Origin of the sequence: Acidovorax sp. GBBC 1281, from assembly GCF_028473645.1 — a bacterium.
Lineage (GTDB): Bacteria > Pseudomonadota > Gammaproteobacteria > Burkholderiales > Burkholderiaceae_C > Paracidovorax.
The window spans coordinates 5,325,129-5,343,000 of the sequence record NZ_CP097269.1; the positions used below are offsets into that span (position 1 = coordinate 5,325,129).

The following is a 17,872-nucleotide window of genomic DNA, read 5'->3' on the forward strand; positions in this document are numbered from 1 at the left end:
AATCGGCAAAAATTGATCAGTTTGTTCACCCTATAACGACAATGAACCCCCTCGACCGCATGCTGGTGTTCGTCCGCGTGGCAGAGCTGTCCAGCTTCACCCAGGCCGCCGATGCGCTCGGCATCCCGAAAGCCGGCGCGTCGATGGCTGTTCAGCAACTCGAAAGCCAGCTCGGCACCCCGGCTGCTGCACCGGACCACGCGGCGGGTGCAGCTCACGCAGGACGGCCAGGCCTACTACGAGCGCTGCAAGGACCTGCTGGCCGATGTGGACGAGCTGCAGTCCATGTTCCAGCAGCCCGGGGGCGAAGCGCTGCGGGGGCGGGTGCGCATCGACATGTCCACCGGCATCGCGCGCCGCGTGGTTCTGCCGCAATTGCCCGAACTGCTGCAGCGCCACCCGCGCCTGGAGATCGAGATCAGCAGCACCGACCGCCGCGTGGACTTGGTGCGCGAGGGCTTCGATTGCGTGGTGCGCGTGGGCACGGTGTCGGAGCCGAGCCTGGTGGCGCGGCCGCTCAGGCAGTTGCGCATGGTCAATTGCGCCAGCCCGGGCTACTTGGCGCGGGCCGGGCAGCCGCAATCCGTGCAGGACCTGGCGCACCACCACCTGATCCACTACGTGACCACGCTGGGCGCCAAGTCCGGCGGGTTCGAGTACCTGCATGAGGGCGAAACCGTGCGCCAGCCGATGGCCGGCCCCATCACCGTCAACGGGGCCGAGGCATACCAGGCCGCCTGCCTGGCGGGGCTGGGCATCGTGCAGGCGCCGCTGATCGGGGTGCATGCGCACCTGGAGCGCGGCACGCTGGTGCAGGTGCTGCCCGACCACCCGGCCCCGCCGATGGCCTTGACCTTGCTCTACGCCCACCGCCGCCACCTGCCCCGCCGCGTGCGCGTGGTGATGGACTGGATGGCGCAGGTGATCGAGGCGCACGTGGCGCGCATCGATGCCTTCGCCTGAGCCCGCGTCAAAGGCCATGGGCCAGCGGCGCGCGCGGCGTGCCCGGCGCCATGCCGTCCATCAGAAACCCAAGGCAGGCGTCCACATGCCGCCGGTACCCGGCCGGATCGGTCTCCTCCACCGGCTCGGCCAGCACGCTGCGTCCGACGGCATGCAGGCAGCGCGCCGCCAGGGCCGGTTCCAGCCCCTCGCGCAGGTGGCCCCGGCGCGCCGCGACGGCCAGCGCGGACTCCAGGTGGCGAACGGCCGCCGCCTGGGCCACCGCCGCGCGCGGTCCCAGGCCCTCCCACTCCTCTGCCTCACCGGCTTCGCGCAGCACCCATTGCACCAGCGGCCATTGCACCGGGTCTTCACGGCACTCGCCGATCTGGTGGGCCAGGCAGCGGTGCAGGAGCGACAGGGGCTGCGCCGCGCTCTGGTAAGCATCGAGGCGGGCGCCGATGTCCAGCGGCCACCGCAGGCGGCCGAGCAGCTCCTGCAGCAGCGCGGTCTTGTCCGCGAAGTGCCAGTAGATCGCGCCGCGGGACACCCCCGCCTGCCGAGCCACCTCGCCCAGCCCGGCGCCTTGCACCCCATGCCGGGCGAAGGCCTGCAACGCAGCGCTGACGATGCGCGCCCGCGTCAGCTCCGCTTCGGTCTTGGTGTGCTTGGCCACGGTGGCAGGCGATCAGGCCCCGTCAGGTGCCCGGCCGGCATCAGGGTTTCGCGGCGCCGACGGCAGCCACCGGCGTTCCGGTCGATTCCACCCACCCGCCGCCGAGCGTCTTGTAGAGCGTGACGAGGTTGGTGTAGCGCGACAGCCGCGTGCCGATCAGGTTCTGCTGCGCGGTGTAGAGCGAGCGCTGCGAGTCCAGCACGGTCAGGTAGCTGTCCACCCCACGCTTGAAGCGCGCATCCGACAGGCGGTAGCTGTCGGCCGTGGCGTCCACCAGCGACTGCTGGGCCTCCAGCTGGCGGCCCAGCGTGCTGCGCTGGGCCAGCGCATCGGACACCTCGCGGAACGCGGTCTGGATCGCCTTCTCGTACTGGGCCACGTCGATGTCGCGGTCGGTCCGGGCGATGTCCAGATTGGCCTGGTTGGCGCCGCCGTCGAAGATCGGCAGCGAGATCTGCGGCGCGAATGTCCAGCTTCCCGAGCCGCCCTTGAACAAGCCCGACAGGTCCGCGCTGGAGGTACCGGCCGACGCCGTCAGGCTGATGCGCGGGTAGAAGGCGGCGCGGGCCGCACCGATGCTGGCGTTGGCGGCCCGCAAGGTGCGCTCGGCCTGCAGGATGTCCGGGCGGCGCTGCAGCAGGTCCGATGGCAGCCCCGGCGGAACCTGGGCCAGCGGGTTCGATGCGGCGCTGGCATCGCTGGGCAGGGCCTGCGGCAGCCACTCGGGCGGCACGTCGGCGCCCACCAGCAGCACCAGGGCATTGCGGTCCTGCGCCACCTGGGCGGTGTAACGCTCCACATCCACCCGGGCCGAATCCACGCTGGTCTGCGCCTGCCGCAGCGTGAGGGCCGAGGCCACGCCCAGGTCGAAGCTGCGCTGGTTGAGGGCAAAGGCATTGCTCTGGTTGGCGAGCGTGTCCTGCGCCAGGCGCAGCCGGTCCTGGTCGGCCGCCAGCGTGAGGTAGGCCGACGCCACTTCGGACACCAGGCTGATGTGCGTGCTGCGGCGGGCTTCCGCCGTGGCGAAGAACTGCTCCAGCGCCTGCGCATTCAGGCTGCGCACGCGACCGAACAGGTCCAGCTCGTAGGCGCTGAAGCCCACGGTGGCGCTGTAGCTGTGGGCCACCACGGGCCGGCCCGCACCGGACAGGTCTGCCGGCGTGCGGCTGCCGCTGCCGCCACCGCTGGCGTTGACGGTCGGGAACAGCGCCGCGTCCTGCACGCGGTACTGCGCACGCGCCCGCTCGATGTTGAGCGCCGCCACGCGCAGGTCGCGGTTGTTCGCGATGGCCATCTCGATCACGCGCTGCAGCGAGGGGTCGGTGAACACGTCGCGCCAGCCGATGTCGGCCACCGGCACCGCGGCGGGCGTGCCGGCATCGCCGGCGAAGGTGGAGGCTACGGGGGCCGCAGGCTGCACATAGGCCGGCATCAGGCTGCAGCCAGCCAGGGATGCGGCGGCCAGGGCCAGGGGAGCGAGGAGGAAGCGGGACATGTCAGGCACCTTCCGAAGCGGGGTGTGGCAGCGCACCGTGCGCGACCTGGGCGTTCGGGGCGGCCGGCTTGCGCCGGAACAGACCCACGATCAGCACGAAGAACAGCGGCACGAAGAAGATCGCGAGGACGGTTCCGGACAGCATGCCGCCGATCACGGCCGTGCCCAGCGCATGCTGCGCGCCCGCCCCGGCGCCACTGCCCAGCACCAGCGGCAGCACCCCCAGGATGAACGCCAGCGAAGTCATCAGAATGGGGCGAAGGCGCATGCGCACCGCCTCCATCGCCGACTCGACCAGGCCTTTGCCGCCCTCGTACAGCTCTTTGGCGAACTCCACGATCAAGATGGCGTTCTTGGAGGCCAGCCCGATGGTGGTGAGCAGGCCCACCTGGAAGTACACGTCGTTCATCTTCCAGGTCAGCATGGCCCCGAGCAGCGCGCCGAACACGCCCAGCGGCACCACGAGGATCACCGAGAACGGAATCGCCCAGCTTTCATAGAGCGCCGCCAGGCACAGGAACACGATCAGGATCGACAGCGCATAGAGCAGGCCGGTCTGGCCGGTCGAGGCCTTCTCCTGCCAGCGACAGCCCGGTCCACTCGAAGCCGATGCCGGGCGGCAGCTTGGCCACCGCCGCCTCGACGATCGCCAGCGCCTCGCCGCTCGATGCCGCGCCCGGCATCGCCATGCCCAGGATTTCCATGGAGGGCACGCCGTTGTAGCGCTCCAGCCGCGGCGAACCCGATGCCCAGCTGGCCTTGGCGAACGAGGTGAAGGGCACCATCGTGCCGGCGCTGTTGCGCACATACCAGCGGTCGATGTCTTCGGGCAGCATGCGAAACGGCGCGTCGGCCTGCAGCATCACCTTCTTCACGCGCCCCTTGTCGATGAAGTCGTTGACGTAGCTGCTGCCCCAGGCGGCCGAGAACGTGTTGTTGATGTCGGCCATCGACAGCCCCAGCGCCCCGGCCTTGTGCGGATCGATCTCCAGGCGGAACTCCGGCGTGTCCTCCAGCCCGTTGGGGCGCACCGCCACCAGGCGCGGGTCCTTGGACAACTCGCCCAGCAGCTGGTTGCGCGCCTGCATCAGCTCGGCATGGCCCAGGTTGGCGCGGTCCTGCAGCATCAGGTCGAACCCGGTGGCGTTGCCCAGTTCGGACACGGCAGGCGGCGCGAAGGCGAACACCTGCGCATCGCGGATCGTCGCGAAGAACGCACCGGCCTTTTGCGAAACGCCCGACACGCTCAGCGCCTCGCCCTTGCGCTCGTCCCAGGGCTTGAGCTTGACGAAGGCGAACCCCGTGTTCTGGCCGCTGCCGGCAAAGCTGAAGCCGGACACCGAGAACACGCCCGCCACCGCATCCTTCTGGTCCTCCAGGAAATGCTTCTCCACCTGGTGGATGACCTCTTCGGTGCGCGCGTTGGCGGCACCAGGCGGCAGTTGCACCAGCACGAACATCGTGCCCTGGTCCTCGTCGGGCAGGAAACCCACGGGCAGCTTCATGAAGCCGAACACCACCGCCGCCAGCAGCACCGCATACAGCACCATGTAGCGCCACCCCTTGCCGAGCATGTGCCGCACGATGCCCTGGTAGCCGCGGTTGCCGCGATCGAAGGCGCGGTTGAACGCGCCGAAGAAGCCGGTCGTCGCCATGGCGTGGCCCTTGGGCACCGGCTTGAGCAGCGTGGCGCACAGGGCGGGCGTCAGCACCATCGCCACCAGCACCGAGAGCGTCATCGCCGAGACGATGGTGATGGAAAACTGGCGGTAGATGACCCCGGTCGAGCCGCTGAAGAACGCCATGGGCACGAACACCGCGGCCAGCACCAGGGCCACGCCGACGAGCGCTCCGGTGATCTGGCCCATCGACTTGCGCGTGGCCTCTCTGGGCGACAGTCCCTCCTCGGTCATCACCCGCTCGACGTTCTCCACGACCACGATGGCATCGTCCACCAGCAGCCCGATGGCCAGCACCATCGCGAACATGGTCAGCGTGTTGATCGTGAAGCCGAACGCCGCGAGCACGCCGAAAGTGCCCAGCAGCACCACGGGCACCGCAATGGTGGGGATCAGCGTGGCGCGGAAATTCTGCAGGAACAGGTACATCACCAGGAACACCAGCACCACGGCCTCGACCAGGGTCCGCACCACCTCCTCAATGGAGATGCGCACGAACGGCGTGGTGTCGTAGGGCTTTTGCACCTTCATGCCGGGGGGGAAGAACTTCTGCAGTTCGTCCACCCGCGCGTCAATCGCGCGGACCGTGTCGAGGGCATTGGCGCCGGTGGCCAGCTTGATCGCCAGGCCCGCGGCCGGTTTGCCGTTGTAGCGGCCGACGGTGCTGTAGTTTTCACTGCCCAGCTCGATGCGCGCCACATCGCGCAGCCGCACCTGCGAGCCGTTGGTCAGGGTGCGCAGCAGGATCTCCTCGAACTCCGGCGCCGTCTTCATGCGCGTCTGCGCGGTGATGGTGGCGTTGATCTGCTGGTTGCCGGCCGCGGGCAGCGCGCCCAGCTGGCCGGCCGAGACCTGCGCGTTCTGCGCCTGGATGGCCGTCTTCACATCGAGCGGCGTGAGGCCGAAGTTGGCCAGCTTGTCCGGATCGAGCCAGACCCGCATGGCGTACTGCGAACCGAACAGGGTCGTGTCGCCCACGCCTTCCACGCGGCTGATCGCGTCCTGCACGTTGGCGGCCACGTAGTCCGACAGGTCGGATCCATTCATGCTGCCGTCTTCGGAGGTGAAGGCCAGCACGTTCAGGAAGTTGGTGGCCGACTTGGTCACCGTGACGCCCTGCTGCTGCACCTCTTGCGGCAGCAGCGGCGTGGCCAGCGACAGCTTGTTCTGCACCTGCACCTGGGCGGTATCGGGGTCGGTGCCGTTGTCGAACGTGAGCGTGATGGTGACCTGGCCGGACGACTCGCTGGTCGAGGCCATGTAGCTGAGCCTGTCCAGCCCCTTCATCTTCTGCTCGATGACCTGGGTGACGCTGTCCTCCAGCGTCTTGGCGGAGGCGCCGGGGTAGTTGGCCGTGATCGCCACGGCGGGCGGCGCGATGCTGGGGTACTGCGCGATCGGCAGGGTGAAGATCGAGAGGGCGCCGGCCAGCATCACGATGATGGCCAGGACCCACGCGAAGATGGGGCGGTCGATGAAAAAGCGTGCCATGGGGTTCTTTCGCGCGCGTCAGTTCGCGGGGTTGGCGGCACCCTCGGGGGCGGTGGCCTGCGCCACGGGCGCGGCCGGGGCCTTGGGTGTCCAGGGCTGCGCCTTCACCACGGCGCCGGGCGCGGCCCGCTGCTGTCCGTCCACCACGAGCCGGTCGCCGGCCTGCAGCCCGGTGCGCACCAGCCACTGGTCACCCACCGTGCGCTCGGTCTCCAGGGCCCGCCGCTGCAACTTGTTGTCGGCGCCAACCACATAGGCCATCGGCTTGCCGGTGCTGTCCCGCGTGACGGCCTGCTGCGGCACGAGCAGGCCCTGCTCCTTCACGCCTTCCTGCAGCACGGCGCGCACGTACATGCCGGGCAGCAGGTCGGCCCGCGGGTTGGGGAACACGGCGCGCAGCGTGATCGCGCCGGTGCTCTGGTCCACGGTGACGTCCGAGAACTCCAGCTTGCCTTCTAGCGGGTAGGCGCTGCCGTCTTCCAGCATCAGCCGCACCTTGGCGGCATTGGCGCCCGCCTTTTGCAGATCGCCGCGGGCCAGGGCCTGCTTGAGGCGCAGCAGCGCGGCGCTGGGCTGCGTCACGTCCACGTAGATCGGGTCCAGTTGCTGGATGGTCGCCAGCGCCGTGGCCTGGCTGGCGGTGACCAGCGCGCCCGGCGTGACGCTCGACTTGCCGATGCGGCCCGAGATGGGCGCATCGACCCGCGCATAGGCCAGGTTGATGCGGCTCGTTTCCACGTTCGCCCGGGCCGATGCCACGTCGGCCTCGCCCTGGCCCAGCGATGCGGCCGCGTCGTCGTAATCCTGCTGGCTCACGGCCTGGATGGCCACCAGTTCCTTGTAGCGGTCGGCCTTGAGCCGGGTGGTCTTGAGGCTGGCCTGGGCCTTGGCCAGGGCGGCCACGTTGCTGTCGTAGGTGGCCTGGTAGGTGGCGGGGTCGATCTGATAGAGCGCCTCGCCGGCCTTCACATCGCTGCCCTCGCGGAACTTGCGCGCCTTCACGATGCCGCCCACCTGAGGCCGCACGTCGGCGACCAGGTAGGGCACGGTGCGGCCGGGCAGTTCGGCGCTCAGCGCCACAGGCTGCGGCTGCACGGTCATCACACCGACGATGGGCGTGCCCTGCGGTGCCGGCGGGCCGCCCGGGGGCTTGCCGCAGGCGGCGAGCAGACAGGCCATGGCAGCTGCGGCCGACAGCGTGAGCAAGGGGCGATGAACGGGTCGCATGGGCAATCTCCAAAGAACAATGCGTCGATGATATACAAACCGTACTGTACGGTAAAGTAAATTTGACTTCGATTCTTCGCCCATCAATACTCGGACGCATGAATACAGAAAACGGAAGTCGGTAGATGCGCGTCAAGACGGAAGCCAAGCGGGACGCGATCGTGGAAATTGCCTCCCAGGTTTTTTCGGAATCGGGGTTCGAGGGGGCGTCGATGGCGGAGATCGCCGCCCGGGTCGGGGGCTCCAAGTCCACGCTGTATGGGTATTTCAGCTCCAAGGAAGAGCTGTTCCTGGAGGTCGCCATCGGCGCGGCCAAGCAGCACATCGAATTGTTCTTTCTCGCGCTCGAGCAGGACGAGAGCGAACTGGAAACCGCGCTGAAGACCTTCGCCGAGAAGATGCTGGCCGTGATCTGCAGCGAGCCGGCCATCCAGGCCAAGCGCGCCTTCGTCGCCGAATCGGGCCGCAGCGACATCGGCAAGCGTTTCTTCGAACTGGGCCCCCACAAGGGCATTCAGGCCCTGGGTTCGTTCCTGGAAGCCCAGATGCGCAAAGGCCTGCTGCGGCAGGCCGACCCCCTGACCGCGGCGCGCCACTTCATGGCCCTGATGGAGTCGGAGACGGCCACGCCGCGCCTCTTCGGCCTGGAGGACAGCCTGTCCAAGGTGAAGATGCGCCAGGCCATCGGCCGGGCCATCGACGTGTTCTTGCGCGGCTACGCGGTGGACCCGGCCGACGGCGCCTGAAGCGCCCGGCACCGCCGATCGCGGAAGCGCCCCGGCGCCCCCCAGCCCCCACCGGGCCCGGCTGGCATAAGCACATGCGCAGATGCCATAAGGCCGCGGGGCCGGTTTGCCCGACAATGTGCAGGTTTGCCCGCATGGCAGGGGGCAGCCCAGTTCGCGCAATGCGCCCATCCGCCACCGGCCCTGCCCCTGAAGGCTTCTTTCGTCTCACACCCAATCTGCACCATTTCCATGAGCGCATTCAACGAAGAACGAGTCCTTTCCGTCCACCACTGGACCGACCGCCTGTTTTCCTTCACCACCACGCGCGACCCGGCGCTGCGGTTCTCCAACGGCCACTTCACCATGATCGGCCTCAAGGTGAACGACAAGCCGCTGCTGCGCGCCTACAGCATCGCCAGCGCCAACTACGAGGAGCACCTGGAGTTCCTGTCAATCAAGGTGCCGGACGGCCCGCTGACCTCGCGCCTGCAGAACATCCAGGTGGGCGACTCCATCGTGGTGGGCAGAAAGCCCACGGGCACGCTGCTCATCGACTACCTGCTGCCCGCCAAGCGCCTGTATTTGATCTCCACGGGCACGGGCCTCGCGCCCTTCCTGTCGGTGATCCGCGACCCCGACACCTACGAGAAGTTCGAGGAAGTGGTGCTGGTGCACGGCGTGCGCCAGGTCAAGGAGCTGGCCTACCACGACTTCATCACCGAAACGCTGCCGCAGCACGAGTTCCTGGGCGAGACGGTGTCCAAGCAGCTCAAGTACTACCCCACGGTGACCCGCGAGCCGTTCCGCAACCAGGGCCGCATCAACGACCTGATCGAAAGCGGCAAGCTCTTCACCGACCTGGGCGTGCCCCCGCTGGACCCGCTGGTGGACCGCGTCATGCTGTGCGGCAGCCCCGAGATGCTGGCATCGCTCAAGGCCATCCTGGAGCACCGCGACTTCGAGGAAGGCAACACCACGAAGCCTGGCGACTTCGTGATCGAACGCGCGTTCGTCGAGAAATGAAGTGACGCGCCGGGCGCGGGTGGGCCCGGGACGGCAGGCGGTCCACCGCGCGAGGCACTGGCCACGCGGAGCGCCGGACCATCGGCAAGAACCCCTCGGATGCTATTAAATTAATAGCACAATACCGTAGTACTGATTGCACTGGAGGCACAAAACACGAGTACTGCCCCGGTGGCCGGCGGCCCCGGAACCGCCGCCCCCAATGGCAACGGGCGGCCGAGGCCGCCCGTGGGACAGTGAATGAGGGCAAGGAGCCTGCGCAGCCCCGCCGGTCAGTAGCCGTTGTTGGCCACGCGCATCGACTGCGCCCCCTGCGTGTAGCCGGCCTGGCCCTGCGGCCGGTTGTCCACCCGGAAGCTGCGGCCCTCCACGCGCACCGGCGTGCCCTCGGCCACCGGCTGCGAGCGCGTGAAGGTGCGCACCGAGCCGTCGTCCATGCGCACGCGCATCTGGTAGGCCGTGGTGGTGCGGGTGCGCTGCTCCACCGTGTGGCCCAGGTAGCCGCCGCCCACCGCGCCCAGCACGGTGGCCGCCGCGCGGCCCGAGCCCTTGCCCACCTGGTTACCCACGACGGCCCCTAGCACCCCACCCGCCACGGCGCCCACGCCGGACGCGGGAGCGGCCTGCTGCACCGTCTGCACCGACTCGATTCGGCCGCAGGTGCTGCACACCGGCGCCTGGGCCGGCATGGCCACCGGCCGGCCGGCGTCCGCGGAGGCGTCGTACCCACCGCCCGACCCGCTGCCGTACTGCGGCGAGGCCGGGGCCCGGTTCACGATGTTCTGGGCCAGGGGCTGCGGTTGCCGTGCGGGCTGGGCGCCCGCCCGTTCATTGATGACTTCGGCTTCGGGCGTGCGCGTGGCACCGGGGGCCAGTTGCGCGACCTGCGCGGCAGACTCGGCGGGGGCGCTGCCGCCGCGCTGCTGCATGACCAGGGTGGCGCCCAATGCCAGCACGCTCACGCCCAGCGCACCCACGGCCGCCCACAGCCATTTGACGGATGCGCCCCCGGCGGGAGCTGCGGAGGCGCCGAGCGCCGGCGCGAGGGAGGGATTGTTTCGAATGATGAGACCCATGGTGTTCTCCTTTTTCAGGTGTTTCGAAGGCAGGGTACACGCGGGTCCGCTTCACACAGCAGGGCGTTCTGTAAACGAAGTAAGTAGCTGTTTGCCCAAAGGGTCTGTGCGAATGCGCCTACCACCAGGCGCGCCGACGGGCGGTGGCGGGAATGTCGGCCACACACCACACTGGCGCCACGCATGCCACCCGGCGTGCGTGAAGGAAGGAGGCACGCAGATGGCTGCACAGATCCGCATCGGGGTGTCCGGCTGGCGCTATGCGCCCTGGCGGGGCGCGTTCTATCCGGAAGATCTGGTCCAGGCGAAGGAACTGGCTTTCGCATCGCACCAGTTTCCCGCGATCGAGCTGAACGGCTCGTTCTACGCGCTGCAGCGCCCGTCCAGCTACGCCCGGTGGGCGGCGGACACGCCCGAGGGCTTCGTGTTCACCGTCAAGGCGCCGCGCTACATCACCCACATCCTGCGGCTGCGCGAGGCGCGGGCGGCGGTGGCCAATTTCATGGCGTCGGGGTTGTTCGCGCTGGGCGCGAAGCTCGGCCCCATCCTGTGGCAATTGCCGCCGAGCCTGCCATTCGACGCGGCGTTGCTGGAGGAGTTTCTCGCCCTGCTGCCGCACGATACCGACGCTGCCGCCACGCTCGCGCAGGCGCGGGAGGAACGCATGCACGGCCGCGAACTGCTCCAGCCGCACCGCCCCTGGCGCCTGCGCCATGCCCTGGAAGTGCGGCACGCCAGCTACTGCACACCGGAGTGCATCGACCTGCTGCGGCACCACCGCGTGGCCCTGGTGGTGGCCGATACCGGCGGGCGATGGCCCGAACTGGGCGATGTGACGGCAGACTTTCTCTACCTGCGGCTGCACGGCGCGCAACAGCTTTATGCCAGCGGCTACAGCGACGCGCAGATCGCGCAGTGGGGCGAACGCATCCGCGCCTGGGCCCACGGCCAGGCACCGAAGGGGCTGGAGACAGCCGCGCCACCGGACACGGCACCGAGTCGGACCGAACGCGACGTGTTCTGCTTTTTCGACAACACCATGAAGATCCACGCGCCCGAAAATGCCCTGCGGCTCGCACGCTACCTGCAGCTGGGCACGCACCTGCAGGCCGCCCCGCCCCGGGCCTGACACGGCGGCCCGGTTTGCGAACGCCCCTCGGCCGCCTCAGCGATGCCGGGCCGGCGGCCCTTCCAGGTTTTCCTCCCGCACCTCCTGGAAGGCCCGCGCGCAACTGGCCGAAAACAGCAGCACGGCGGATGAAAAGTAGATCCACATCAGCACCACCACCAGCGAGCCGGCAGCGCCATACGCCGATACCACCGCCGCGGTGGCCAGGTACAGCGCCAGCAGCTGCTTGCCCACGGTGAAGAGGATGGCACCCACCACCGCCCCGAACACCAGGCAGATGAGCGGCGGCTTCTGGCCGCCGCCGATGCGCATCAGCCCCACGAACAGCAGCACGGCGATGCCGAAGGCGACCAATTCGTTCGCCAGCTGCAGCAGCGGGCCCGTGGCCATGGGCAGCCGCGCGCTGGCCCAGGTGGCCACCACGTGGATCACGGTGGACACCACCAGCGAGATCAGCAGCAGGAACCCGATGGCCAGCACATAGGCCAGCCCCCGCACCCGCAGCGACGCCATGCGCCACCACGCCTTCTGCTCCGGCACCGGGGCCGAATCGCGCGCCCACAGCCGCTCCAGCGCGGATTGCAGCTCCACGAACACGCCCGTGGCGCCGGACAGCAGCAGCACGAAGCCAACGATGGAAGCGATCCGCCCTTCCGACGGCGCCCGCGCGCTGGACAGCGCCAGTTGCACCACTTCGGCCACGCGGTCGCCCATGACGCCGCGCACCTGGCTGACCATGGTGCTTTCCAGGTAGGACTTGTCGATCCACCAGCCCAGCACGCCCACCAGCAAAAGCAGCACCGGCGCCAGGCTCAGCAGGCCGTAGAACGACATCGCCGCGCTCATGCGCAGGCCGTCCGCATCCAGCCAGAGATTGGCCGCCCGCACCAGCGGCATGATCGGGCTGGCGAGCGCTTTCGCGCGCTCGATCCATGGCGTGAGGAACGATGGGGACATGGCGCCCATTGCACACCAAGGCCGCGCGGCCAGGTGTCGGAACAGTTCGCCAGTGCGCCTGCGGCCTCAGCCAGGGTGGCCCATGGCAGGGTCGGACACCGAGTCCTTGCCGGTCTCGATGCGGCCGGCGAAGCGGCGCTGGAACGCGGGTGCAGCACTGCAGCGCACCACGAAGTCGTACCAATTTCCGCTGTCGCCCAGGGGCCAGGCGAGTTCCTCCACGGCGCCGGGCGCCACGCTGCGCGTCCAAGGCCCGTCGGCGCGATAGGCCCGCGCCTCGGCGGAGAACGTCATCGCGCTGCTGCTGCGGTTGTAGAGCTTCACCCGCACCTGCGGTGGCTCGCACAGCTCGTAGCAGACCTGCACCTCGGGGCCGCCGGTGGCCCCCTGCTGCTGCAGGTCGCCGATGAACTCGCGGTGGTAGCCGTTGGGGCCGAGCACCCACAGGTCGTACCGCCCGCCATCGGCCGCGGCATTCCAGACGCCGCTCAGGGCTTTGCCGGCCTCCACGACGTAGCGCCGCGGAATCCGGTCGAGGTGGTTCTTGTCGTACACGTGGAACACTGCCGCCGCAGTGCCCGCCTTGCCGGTGTGGGCGAACAGCAAAGTGACCGTGCCGGCACCGGCGCTGGCCTGGGCCGTGGTGTGCAGCTCATAGGGCAGCGCCCGCGAGGGCCGCACGCCTTCGGCCTGCACCGGCAGGGCGGCATCGGCCGTGGCCGTGGGCTGGGGCAGCTTGGGCGCAGCGGCCTGCGCTGCCACCCGCGCGTCCACCGCAACCTTGTTGGTGCGGCCCGTGAGGGTCGGCAAGGTCTCGGTGTTGGGATTGACGAAGTTGAAGCAGCTCGTCAGGTCGCCGCAGACCGCGCGGCGGTAGGGGCTGACCTGCGGCTCGGCCACGCCGAAGCGCTTTTCCAAAAACAGCAGGGTGGAGGTGTGGTCGAACACCTGCGAATTGACCCAGCCGCCCCGGCTCCAGGGCGACACCACCCACATCGGAACTCGCGGGCCCGGGCCGTAGGGCTTGCCGTCGGCCGCCGGCTGGCTCGGCGTTGCGGGCTGGAAGTCGTGGTACTCCACCGCCACGTCGGCGGCGGACAGTGTGCAGGCACCGGCCAGGCTGCCATCGGGATTGCGCGACGGTGCGGCGGGCGAAGGCAGGTGGTCGAAGAAGCCGTCGTTCTCGTCGTAGTTGATGAGCAGCACGGTCTTGCTCCAGACCTCGGGGTTGGCCGTGAGCGCATCCAGCACCTCCTGCACGTACCAGCCGCCCTGTGCGGGGCTCGACGGCCCGGGGTGCTCGCTGTAGACCGAAGGCGGAATGATCCACGACACCGCCGGCAGCGTGCCCTGGCGGATGTCCTCTCGGAAAGTCTCCAGAAAGCCCTGCGGCATGGTGTTGCCGAAGCCCTTGGCCAATGGGCTCAGCGGATCATCGATCCTGGCGTTGTAGAACGACCCGGCCAGATCGACCGGCTGCGTGATGTCGGTCTTGGCGACGTAGATCGGCTTGCGGTCCGCGGGCATCTTCTCGATCTCGGCGCGCCAGTGGCGAAAGCCCATCATCTCGTTGCAGCCGAAGTTGTCGATCAGGCTCTGATAGACCTTCCATTTCACGCCCGCTTTTTCCAGGCGGTCGGCGTAGGTGGTCCAGGTCCAGCCATCGGTGGAGGCGCCGATGTCGTTGCCGCCGTTGAACTGGTTGTTCAGGCCCGCGACACGGACCCTGGAGCCGTCGATGGGGCTGACGCCGTTCGGGCCGTTGGTGCCGGTCCAGTAAAAGAGGCGGTTGGCGATGGTGCCGGTGTGCATGCCGCAGTGGTAGTGGTCGCACAGCGTGAAGGCCTCGGCCAGCGCGCGCTGCAACGGCACCTCCGCCGTTTCGTAGTAGCCCATCGACAAGGGCAGCTTCGCGTCGGGCCACTGGGACATGCGCCCGTGGTCCCAGGCCGCCTGCGAGTCCACCCAGGTGTGCGGCGTGCTGCCGGCGCGCTGGGCATTGCCCTTCGCTTCGTCCAGGCGATAGGGCACATAGGTGCTGGGCGGCGACGTCTTGGTGTAGGTCTGGTAGAAAACGTTGCGGCCGTTGGGCGTCGGGATCGGGAAGCGGTCACCGAAGCCGCGCACGCCCTTGAAGGTGCCGAAGTACCCATCGAACGAGCGGTTCTCCATCATCAGCAGGACGACGTGCTGCACGTCCTGGATGGTGCCGGTGGCGTTGTGGGCTTCGATGGCCAGGGCACGCCGGATGGCCGGTGGGAAGGCAGTGAGCGTGGCCGAAGCCGCGCCCACGCCGAGCGCGGTCGTGAGGAAATTGCGTTTGGAGGAATCGACGGTCATTTGGAGGAGTCTTTCTTGTCCGTGGGCGGGGTTCGGGAAGGCCCGTTCAGGGCTTGGGCGCGCAGTGCGTGTCCGGACTGGCGCATGTGGCCGCCGCCGCGGCGGGAACGGTGGCATCCGAGCCACCGCTGCCACCGCAGCCCGCCAGCAGCAGGGCAAGAAAGAGCGCGCTGGCGCCCGGCAACGGGCGGCCGATCAGAGGCAGCGGCGAGCGCTGCAGAGGGATGGTCATGGCGTGGGAAGAAGGGAAGGAATGAAGTCCTTCATTCTTCCCGCCGACTGTGGCGCCAGAGTGACGTCCGCGTGACGCGGCGGGGGCACCGCCGTGACGCTGCCGCCCGTCAGAGGTTGGGTGCGAGCAAGCGCTGCAGGATGCCTTCGTCCATGCCACGCCGCGTGGCCAGGTCGTGCACCTGGTCTTCGCCGATCTTGCCGACGTTGAAGTACTGGCTCTCGGGATGCCCGATGTAGAAGCCGCTCACGCTGGCGGCGGGCGTCATGGCCAGGCTTTCGGTGAGGCCCATGCCGATCTCGCCGCACTGCAGCACGCGGAACAGTTCGCTCTTGGCGCTGTGGTCCGGGCAGGCCGGATAGCCGGGCGCGGGGCGGATGCCCTGGTACTTCTCGGCGATCATGTCGTCGTTGCTCAACTGCTCGCCGGCCGCATAGCCCCACAGGTCGGTGCGCACGCGGTGGTGCAGGCATTCGGCAAAGGCTTCGGCCAGGCGGTCGGCCAGGCTCTTGAGCATGATGGCCGAGTAGTCGTCCAGCGCATCGACGAAGGCCTGCTCCTTCTTCTCCACGCCCAGGCCCGCCGTGACGGCGAACAAGCCCGCGTAGTCGGCCACGCCGCTTTCCTTGGGCGCCACGAAGTCGGCCAGGCACCGGCTGGGGCGCGGCACGCCATCGATCACGTGCTTTTCGGTCTGCTGGCGCAGGCCGTACCAGGTCATGGCGACCTCGGTGCGCGATTCGTCGGTGTAGAACTCGATGTCGTCGCCCACGCTGTTGGCCGGGTACAGCGCCAGCACGCCGCTGGCACTCAGCCAGCGGCCCTCCACCAGCCGGCGCAGCATGGCCTTGCCGTCGGCGAAGACGCGCGTGGCCTGCTCGCCCACCACCTCGTCGGTCAGGATCGCAGGGTACGGGCCGGCCAGGTCCCAGGTCTGGAAGAACGGGCCCCAGTCGATGTACCGGGCCAGCTCGTTCAGGTCGAAGTTCTTGAACATGCGCCGCCCCAGCAGGCGCGGCGTGGCCGGGCGATAGGCCGACCAGTCGATGGGCGTGCGGTTGGCGCGGGCTTTCGCCAGCGGCCACAGGGGCGTCTGCTTCTTGTTGGCGTGCTGGGTGCGCACCTTGTCGTAGTCGGCGTTCAGCTCATCGACATAGCTTTGCACGCCGTCGCCCAGCAGGCTCTGCGCCACGCTCACGCTGCGGGACGCATCGGGCACGTAGACCACGGGGCCTTCGTAATGTGGCGCGATCTTGACGGCGGTATGCACGCGGCTGGTGGTGGCCCCGCCGATGAGCAGCGGGATCTTCTTGATGCGAAAGTGCTCGTCCTTTTGCATCTCGCCGGCCACGTATTGCATCTCTTCCAGGCTGGGCGTGATCAGGCCCGACAGGCCCACGATGTCCGCGCCCTCGACCTTGGCGCGCGCCAGGATCTCGTGGCACGGCACCATCACGCCCATGTTCACCACCTCGAAGTTGTTGCACTGCAGGACCACGGTGACGATGTTCTTGCCGATGTCGTGCACGTCGCCCTTCACGGTGGCGATGATGATCTTGCCCTTGCTGCGCACGTCGCGGCCGGCCAGTTCGTCCTGGCGCTTCTCTTCCTCGATGTAGGGGATCAGGTGGGCCACGGCGGACTTCATCACGCGGGCGCTCTTGACCACCTGCGGCAGGAACATCTTGCCCGCACCGAACAGGTCGCCCACCACGTTCATGCCGTCCATGAGCGGGCCTTCGATCACGTGCAGCGGCCGCCCGCCCTTGGCGACGATGGCCTGGTAGGCCTCTTCGGTGTCCTCGACGATGAAGTCGGTGATACCGTGCACCAGCGCGTGCGACAGGCGTTCGCCCACGGTCTTCGGATGCTCGGGCGTGCCGCGCCATTCGAGCCGCTTGCTTTCGTCCTTGGCACCGCTGCGGGCCGTCTCGGCCACCTCGACCAGGCGTTCGCCGGCATCGGGGCGGCGGTTGAGCACCACGTCTTCCACGCGATCGCGCAAGGTGAGTTCCAGATCGTCGTACACGCCGACCATGCCCGCGTTGACGATGCCCATGTCCATGCCGGCCTGGATGGCGTGGTACAGGAACACGGTGTGGATGGCCTCGCGCACCGGGTCGTTGCCGCGGAAGCTGAAGCTCACGTTCGACACGCCGCCAGAGACCTTCGCGCCCGGCAGGTTCTGCTTGATCCAGCGCACGGCCTCGATGAAATCGACCGCGTAGTTGTTGTGCTCTTCGATGCCGGTGGCCACCGCGAAGATGTTGGGGTCGAAGATGATGTCCTCGGGCGGAAAACCCACATCATCGACCAGCACGCGGTAGGCCCGCTCGCAGATCTCGATCTTGCGCTCGTAGGTGTCGGCCTGTCCCACCTCGTCGAAGGCCATCACCACGGCGGCGGCGCCGTAGCGCTTCACGAGGCGCGCCTCGTGCTTGAACTTCTCCACGCCCTCTTTCATGGAGATGGAGTTGACGATGCCCTTGCCCTGGATGCAGCGCAGGCCGGCCTCGATCACGTCCCACTTGGAGGAGTCCACCATGATCGGCACGCGCGCGATGTCGGGCTCGGAGGCGATCAGCTGCAGGAAGCGCACCATGGCCGCCTTGCTGTCGAGCATGGCCTCGTCCATGTTGATGTCGATGACCTGCGCGCCGTTCTCCACCTGCTGGCGTGCAACGGCCAGGGCCTCTTCATACTGGCCGTTCAGGATCATGCGGGCGAAGGCCTTGGAGCCGGTGACGTTGGTGCGCTCGCCGATGTTGACGAACAGCGTGCCCTCGCCGATGGAAACCGGTTCGAGGCCCGAGAGCTTCATGGGAGGCGGGATAAGGGGGGCGGACATCAGGCTCACCTGCGCAATCGGTAGTTGGG

Annotated in this window: 11 protein-coding genes and 2 pseudogenes; 4 read left to right on the plus strand and 9 right to left on the minus strand. The window is 68.5% G+C overall.

Annotation, left to right across the window (positions count from 1 at the left end):
* Positions 1-41: 41 nt before the first annotated feature.
* Positions 42-963, plus strand: a pseudogene (locus M5C96_RS25015) (LysR family transcriptional regulator).
* A gap of 7 nt (positions 964-970) precedes the next feature.
* On the opposite strand, the gene M5C96_RS25020 reads toward M5C96_RS25015, so the two are convergent.
* The 4 genes and pseudogenes from M5C96_RS25020 to M5C96_RS25035 form a co-directional block, all read right to left on the minus strand.
* Complete coding sequence (locus M5C96_RS25020; RefSeq protein WP_272566014.1) at positions 971-1,618, minus strand: TetR family transcriptional regulator; 648 nt, start codon at positions 1,616-1,618, stop codon at positions 971-973.
* Between the two features lie 40 nt (positions 1,619-1,658).
* Complete coding sequence (gene adeC / locus M5C96_RS25025; protein WP_272566015.1) at positions 1,659-3,113, minus strand: AdeC/AdeK/OprM family multidrug efflux complex outer membrane factor; 1,455 nt, start codon at positions 3,111-3,113, stop codon at positions 1,659-1,661.
* 1 nt (position 3,114) lies between these two features.
* Positions 3,115-6,283 (minus strand): annotated as a pseudogene (locus M5C96_RS25030) (efflux RND transporter permease subunit).
* 18 nt (positions 6,284-6,301) lie between these two features.
* Complete coding sequence (locus M5C96_RS25035) at positions 6,302-7,510, minus strand: efflux RND transporter periplasmic adaptor subunit (RefSeq protein WP_272566016.1); 1,209 nt, start codon at positions 7,508-7,510, stop codon at positions 6,302-6,304.
* Positions 7,511-7,635: 125 nt separating this feature from the next.
* Between M5C96_RS25035 and M5C96_RS25040 the strand changes: the two genes are divergently transcribed.
* On the plus strand, positions 7,636-8,256 hold the full coding sequence (locus M5C96_RS25040; RefSeq protein WP_272566017.1) for a TetR/AcrR family transcriptional regulator: 621 nt from the start codon (positions 7,636-7,638) through the stop codon (positions 8,254-8,256).
* Positions 8,257-8,487: 231 nt separating this feature from the next.
* Positions 8,488-9,261 (plus strand): ferredoxin--NADP reductase, encoded by a 774-nt coding sequence (locus tag M5C96_RS25045; protein ID WP_272549805.1) that lies wholly within the window; start codon positions 8,488-8,490, stop codon positions 9,259-9,261.
* 272 nt (positions 9,262-9,533) lie between these two features.
* Here the strand turns inward: M5C96_RS25045 and M5C96_RS25050 are convergent, their stop codons facing one another.
* Complete coding sequence (locus tag M5C96_RS25050) at positions 9,534-10,337, minus strand: glycine zipper 2TM domain-containing protein (protein WP_272566018.1); 804 nt, start codon at positions 10,335-10,337, stop codon at positions 9,534-9,536.
* A 220-nt stretch (positions 10,338-10,557) separates the two neighbouring features.
* Between M5C96_RS25050 and M5C96_RS25055 the strand changes: the two genes are divergently transcribed.
* Positions 10,558-11,466, plus strand: a complete 909-nt coding sequence (locus M5C96_RS25055) for a DUF72 domain-containing protein (protein WP_272566019.1) — start codon at positions 10,558-10,560, stop codon at positions 11,464-11,466.
* A 36-nt stretch (positions 11,467-11,502) separates the two neighbouring features.
* Here the strand turns inward: M5C96_RS25055 and M5C96_RS25060 are convergent, their stop codons facing one another.
* The 4 genes from M5C96_RS25060 to metH all read right to left on the minus strand — a co-directional run bounded on the left by M5C96_RS25060 (position 11,503) and on the right by metH (position 17,843).
* Complete coding sequence (locus M5C96_RS25060) at positions 11,503-12,423, minus strand: YihY/virulence factor BrkB family protein (RefSeq protein ID WP_372588232.1); 921 nt, start codon at positions 12,421-12,423, stop codon at positions 11,503-11,505.
* A 66-nt stretch (positions 12,424-12,489) separates the two neighbouring features.
* Positions 12,490-14,763 (minus strand): phosphocholine-specific phospholipase C, encoded by a 2,274-nt coding sequence (locus M5C96_RS25065; protein WP_272566020.1) that lies wholly within the window; start codon positions 14,761-14,763, stop codon positions 12,490-12,492.
* A 46-nt stretch (positions 14,764-14,809) separates the two neighbouring features.
* Positions 14,810-14,995, minus strand: coding sequence for a hypothetical protein (locus M5C96_RS25070; RefSeq protein ID WP_272566021.1), 186 nt, complete (start codon positions 14,993-14,995; stop codon positions 14,810-14,812).
* 109 nt (positions 14,996-15,104) lie between these two features.
* Entirely contained in the window at positions 15,105-17,843 is a 2,739-nt protein-coding gene (gene metH / locus M5C96_RS25075) for a methionine synthase (RefSeq protein WP_272566022.1), read from the minus strand.
* Positions 17,844-17,872 lie beyond the last annotated feature (29 nt).

Bases quoted from the DNA above. Each gene is read 5' to 3' on its own strand.
- adeC (WP_272566015.1), bottom strand. From the start codon at position 3,113: ATGTCCCGCTTCCTCCTCGCTCCCCTGGCCCTGGCCGCCGCATCCCTG.
- M5C96_RS25035 (WP_272566016.1), bottom strand. From the start codon at position 7,510: ATGCGACCCGTTCATCGCCCCTTGCTCACGCTGTCGGCCGCAGCTGCC.
- M5C96_RS25040 (WP_272566017.1), top strand. From the start codon at position 7,636: ATGCGCGTCAAGACGGAAGCCAAGCGGGACGCGATCGTGGAAATTGCC.
- M5C96_RS25045 (WP_272549805.1), top strand. From the start codon at position 8,488: ATGAGCGCATTCAACGAAGAACGAGTCCTTTCCGTCCACCACTGGACC.
- M5C96_RS25050 (WP_272566018.1), bottom strand. From the start codon at position 10,337: ATGGGTCTCATCATTCGAAACAATCCCTCCCTCGCGCCGGCGCTCGGC.
- M5C96_RS25055 (WP_272566019.1), top strand. From the start codon at position 10,558: ATGGCTGCACAGATCCGCATCGGGGTGTCCGGCTGGCGCTATGCGCCC.
- M5C96_RS25060 (WP_372588232.1), bottom strand. From the start codon at position 12,423: ATGTCCCCATCGTTCCTCACGCCATGGATCGAGCGCGCGAAAGCGCTC.
- M5C96_RS25065 (WP_272566020.1), bottom strand. From the start codon at position 14,763: ATGACCGTCGATTCCTCCAAACGCAATTTCCTCACGACCGCGCTCGGC.
- M5C96_RS25070 (WP_272566021.1), bottom strand. From the start codon at position 14,995: ATGACCATCCCTCTGCAGCGCTCGCCGCTGCCTCTGATCGGCCGCCCG.
- metH (WP_272566022.1), bottom strand. From the start codon at position 17,843: ATGTCCGCCCCCCTTATCCCGCCTCCCATGAAGCTCTCGGGCCTCGAA.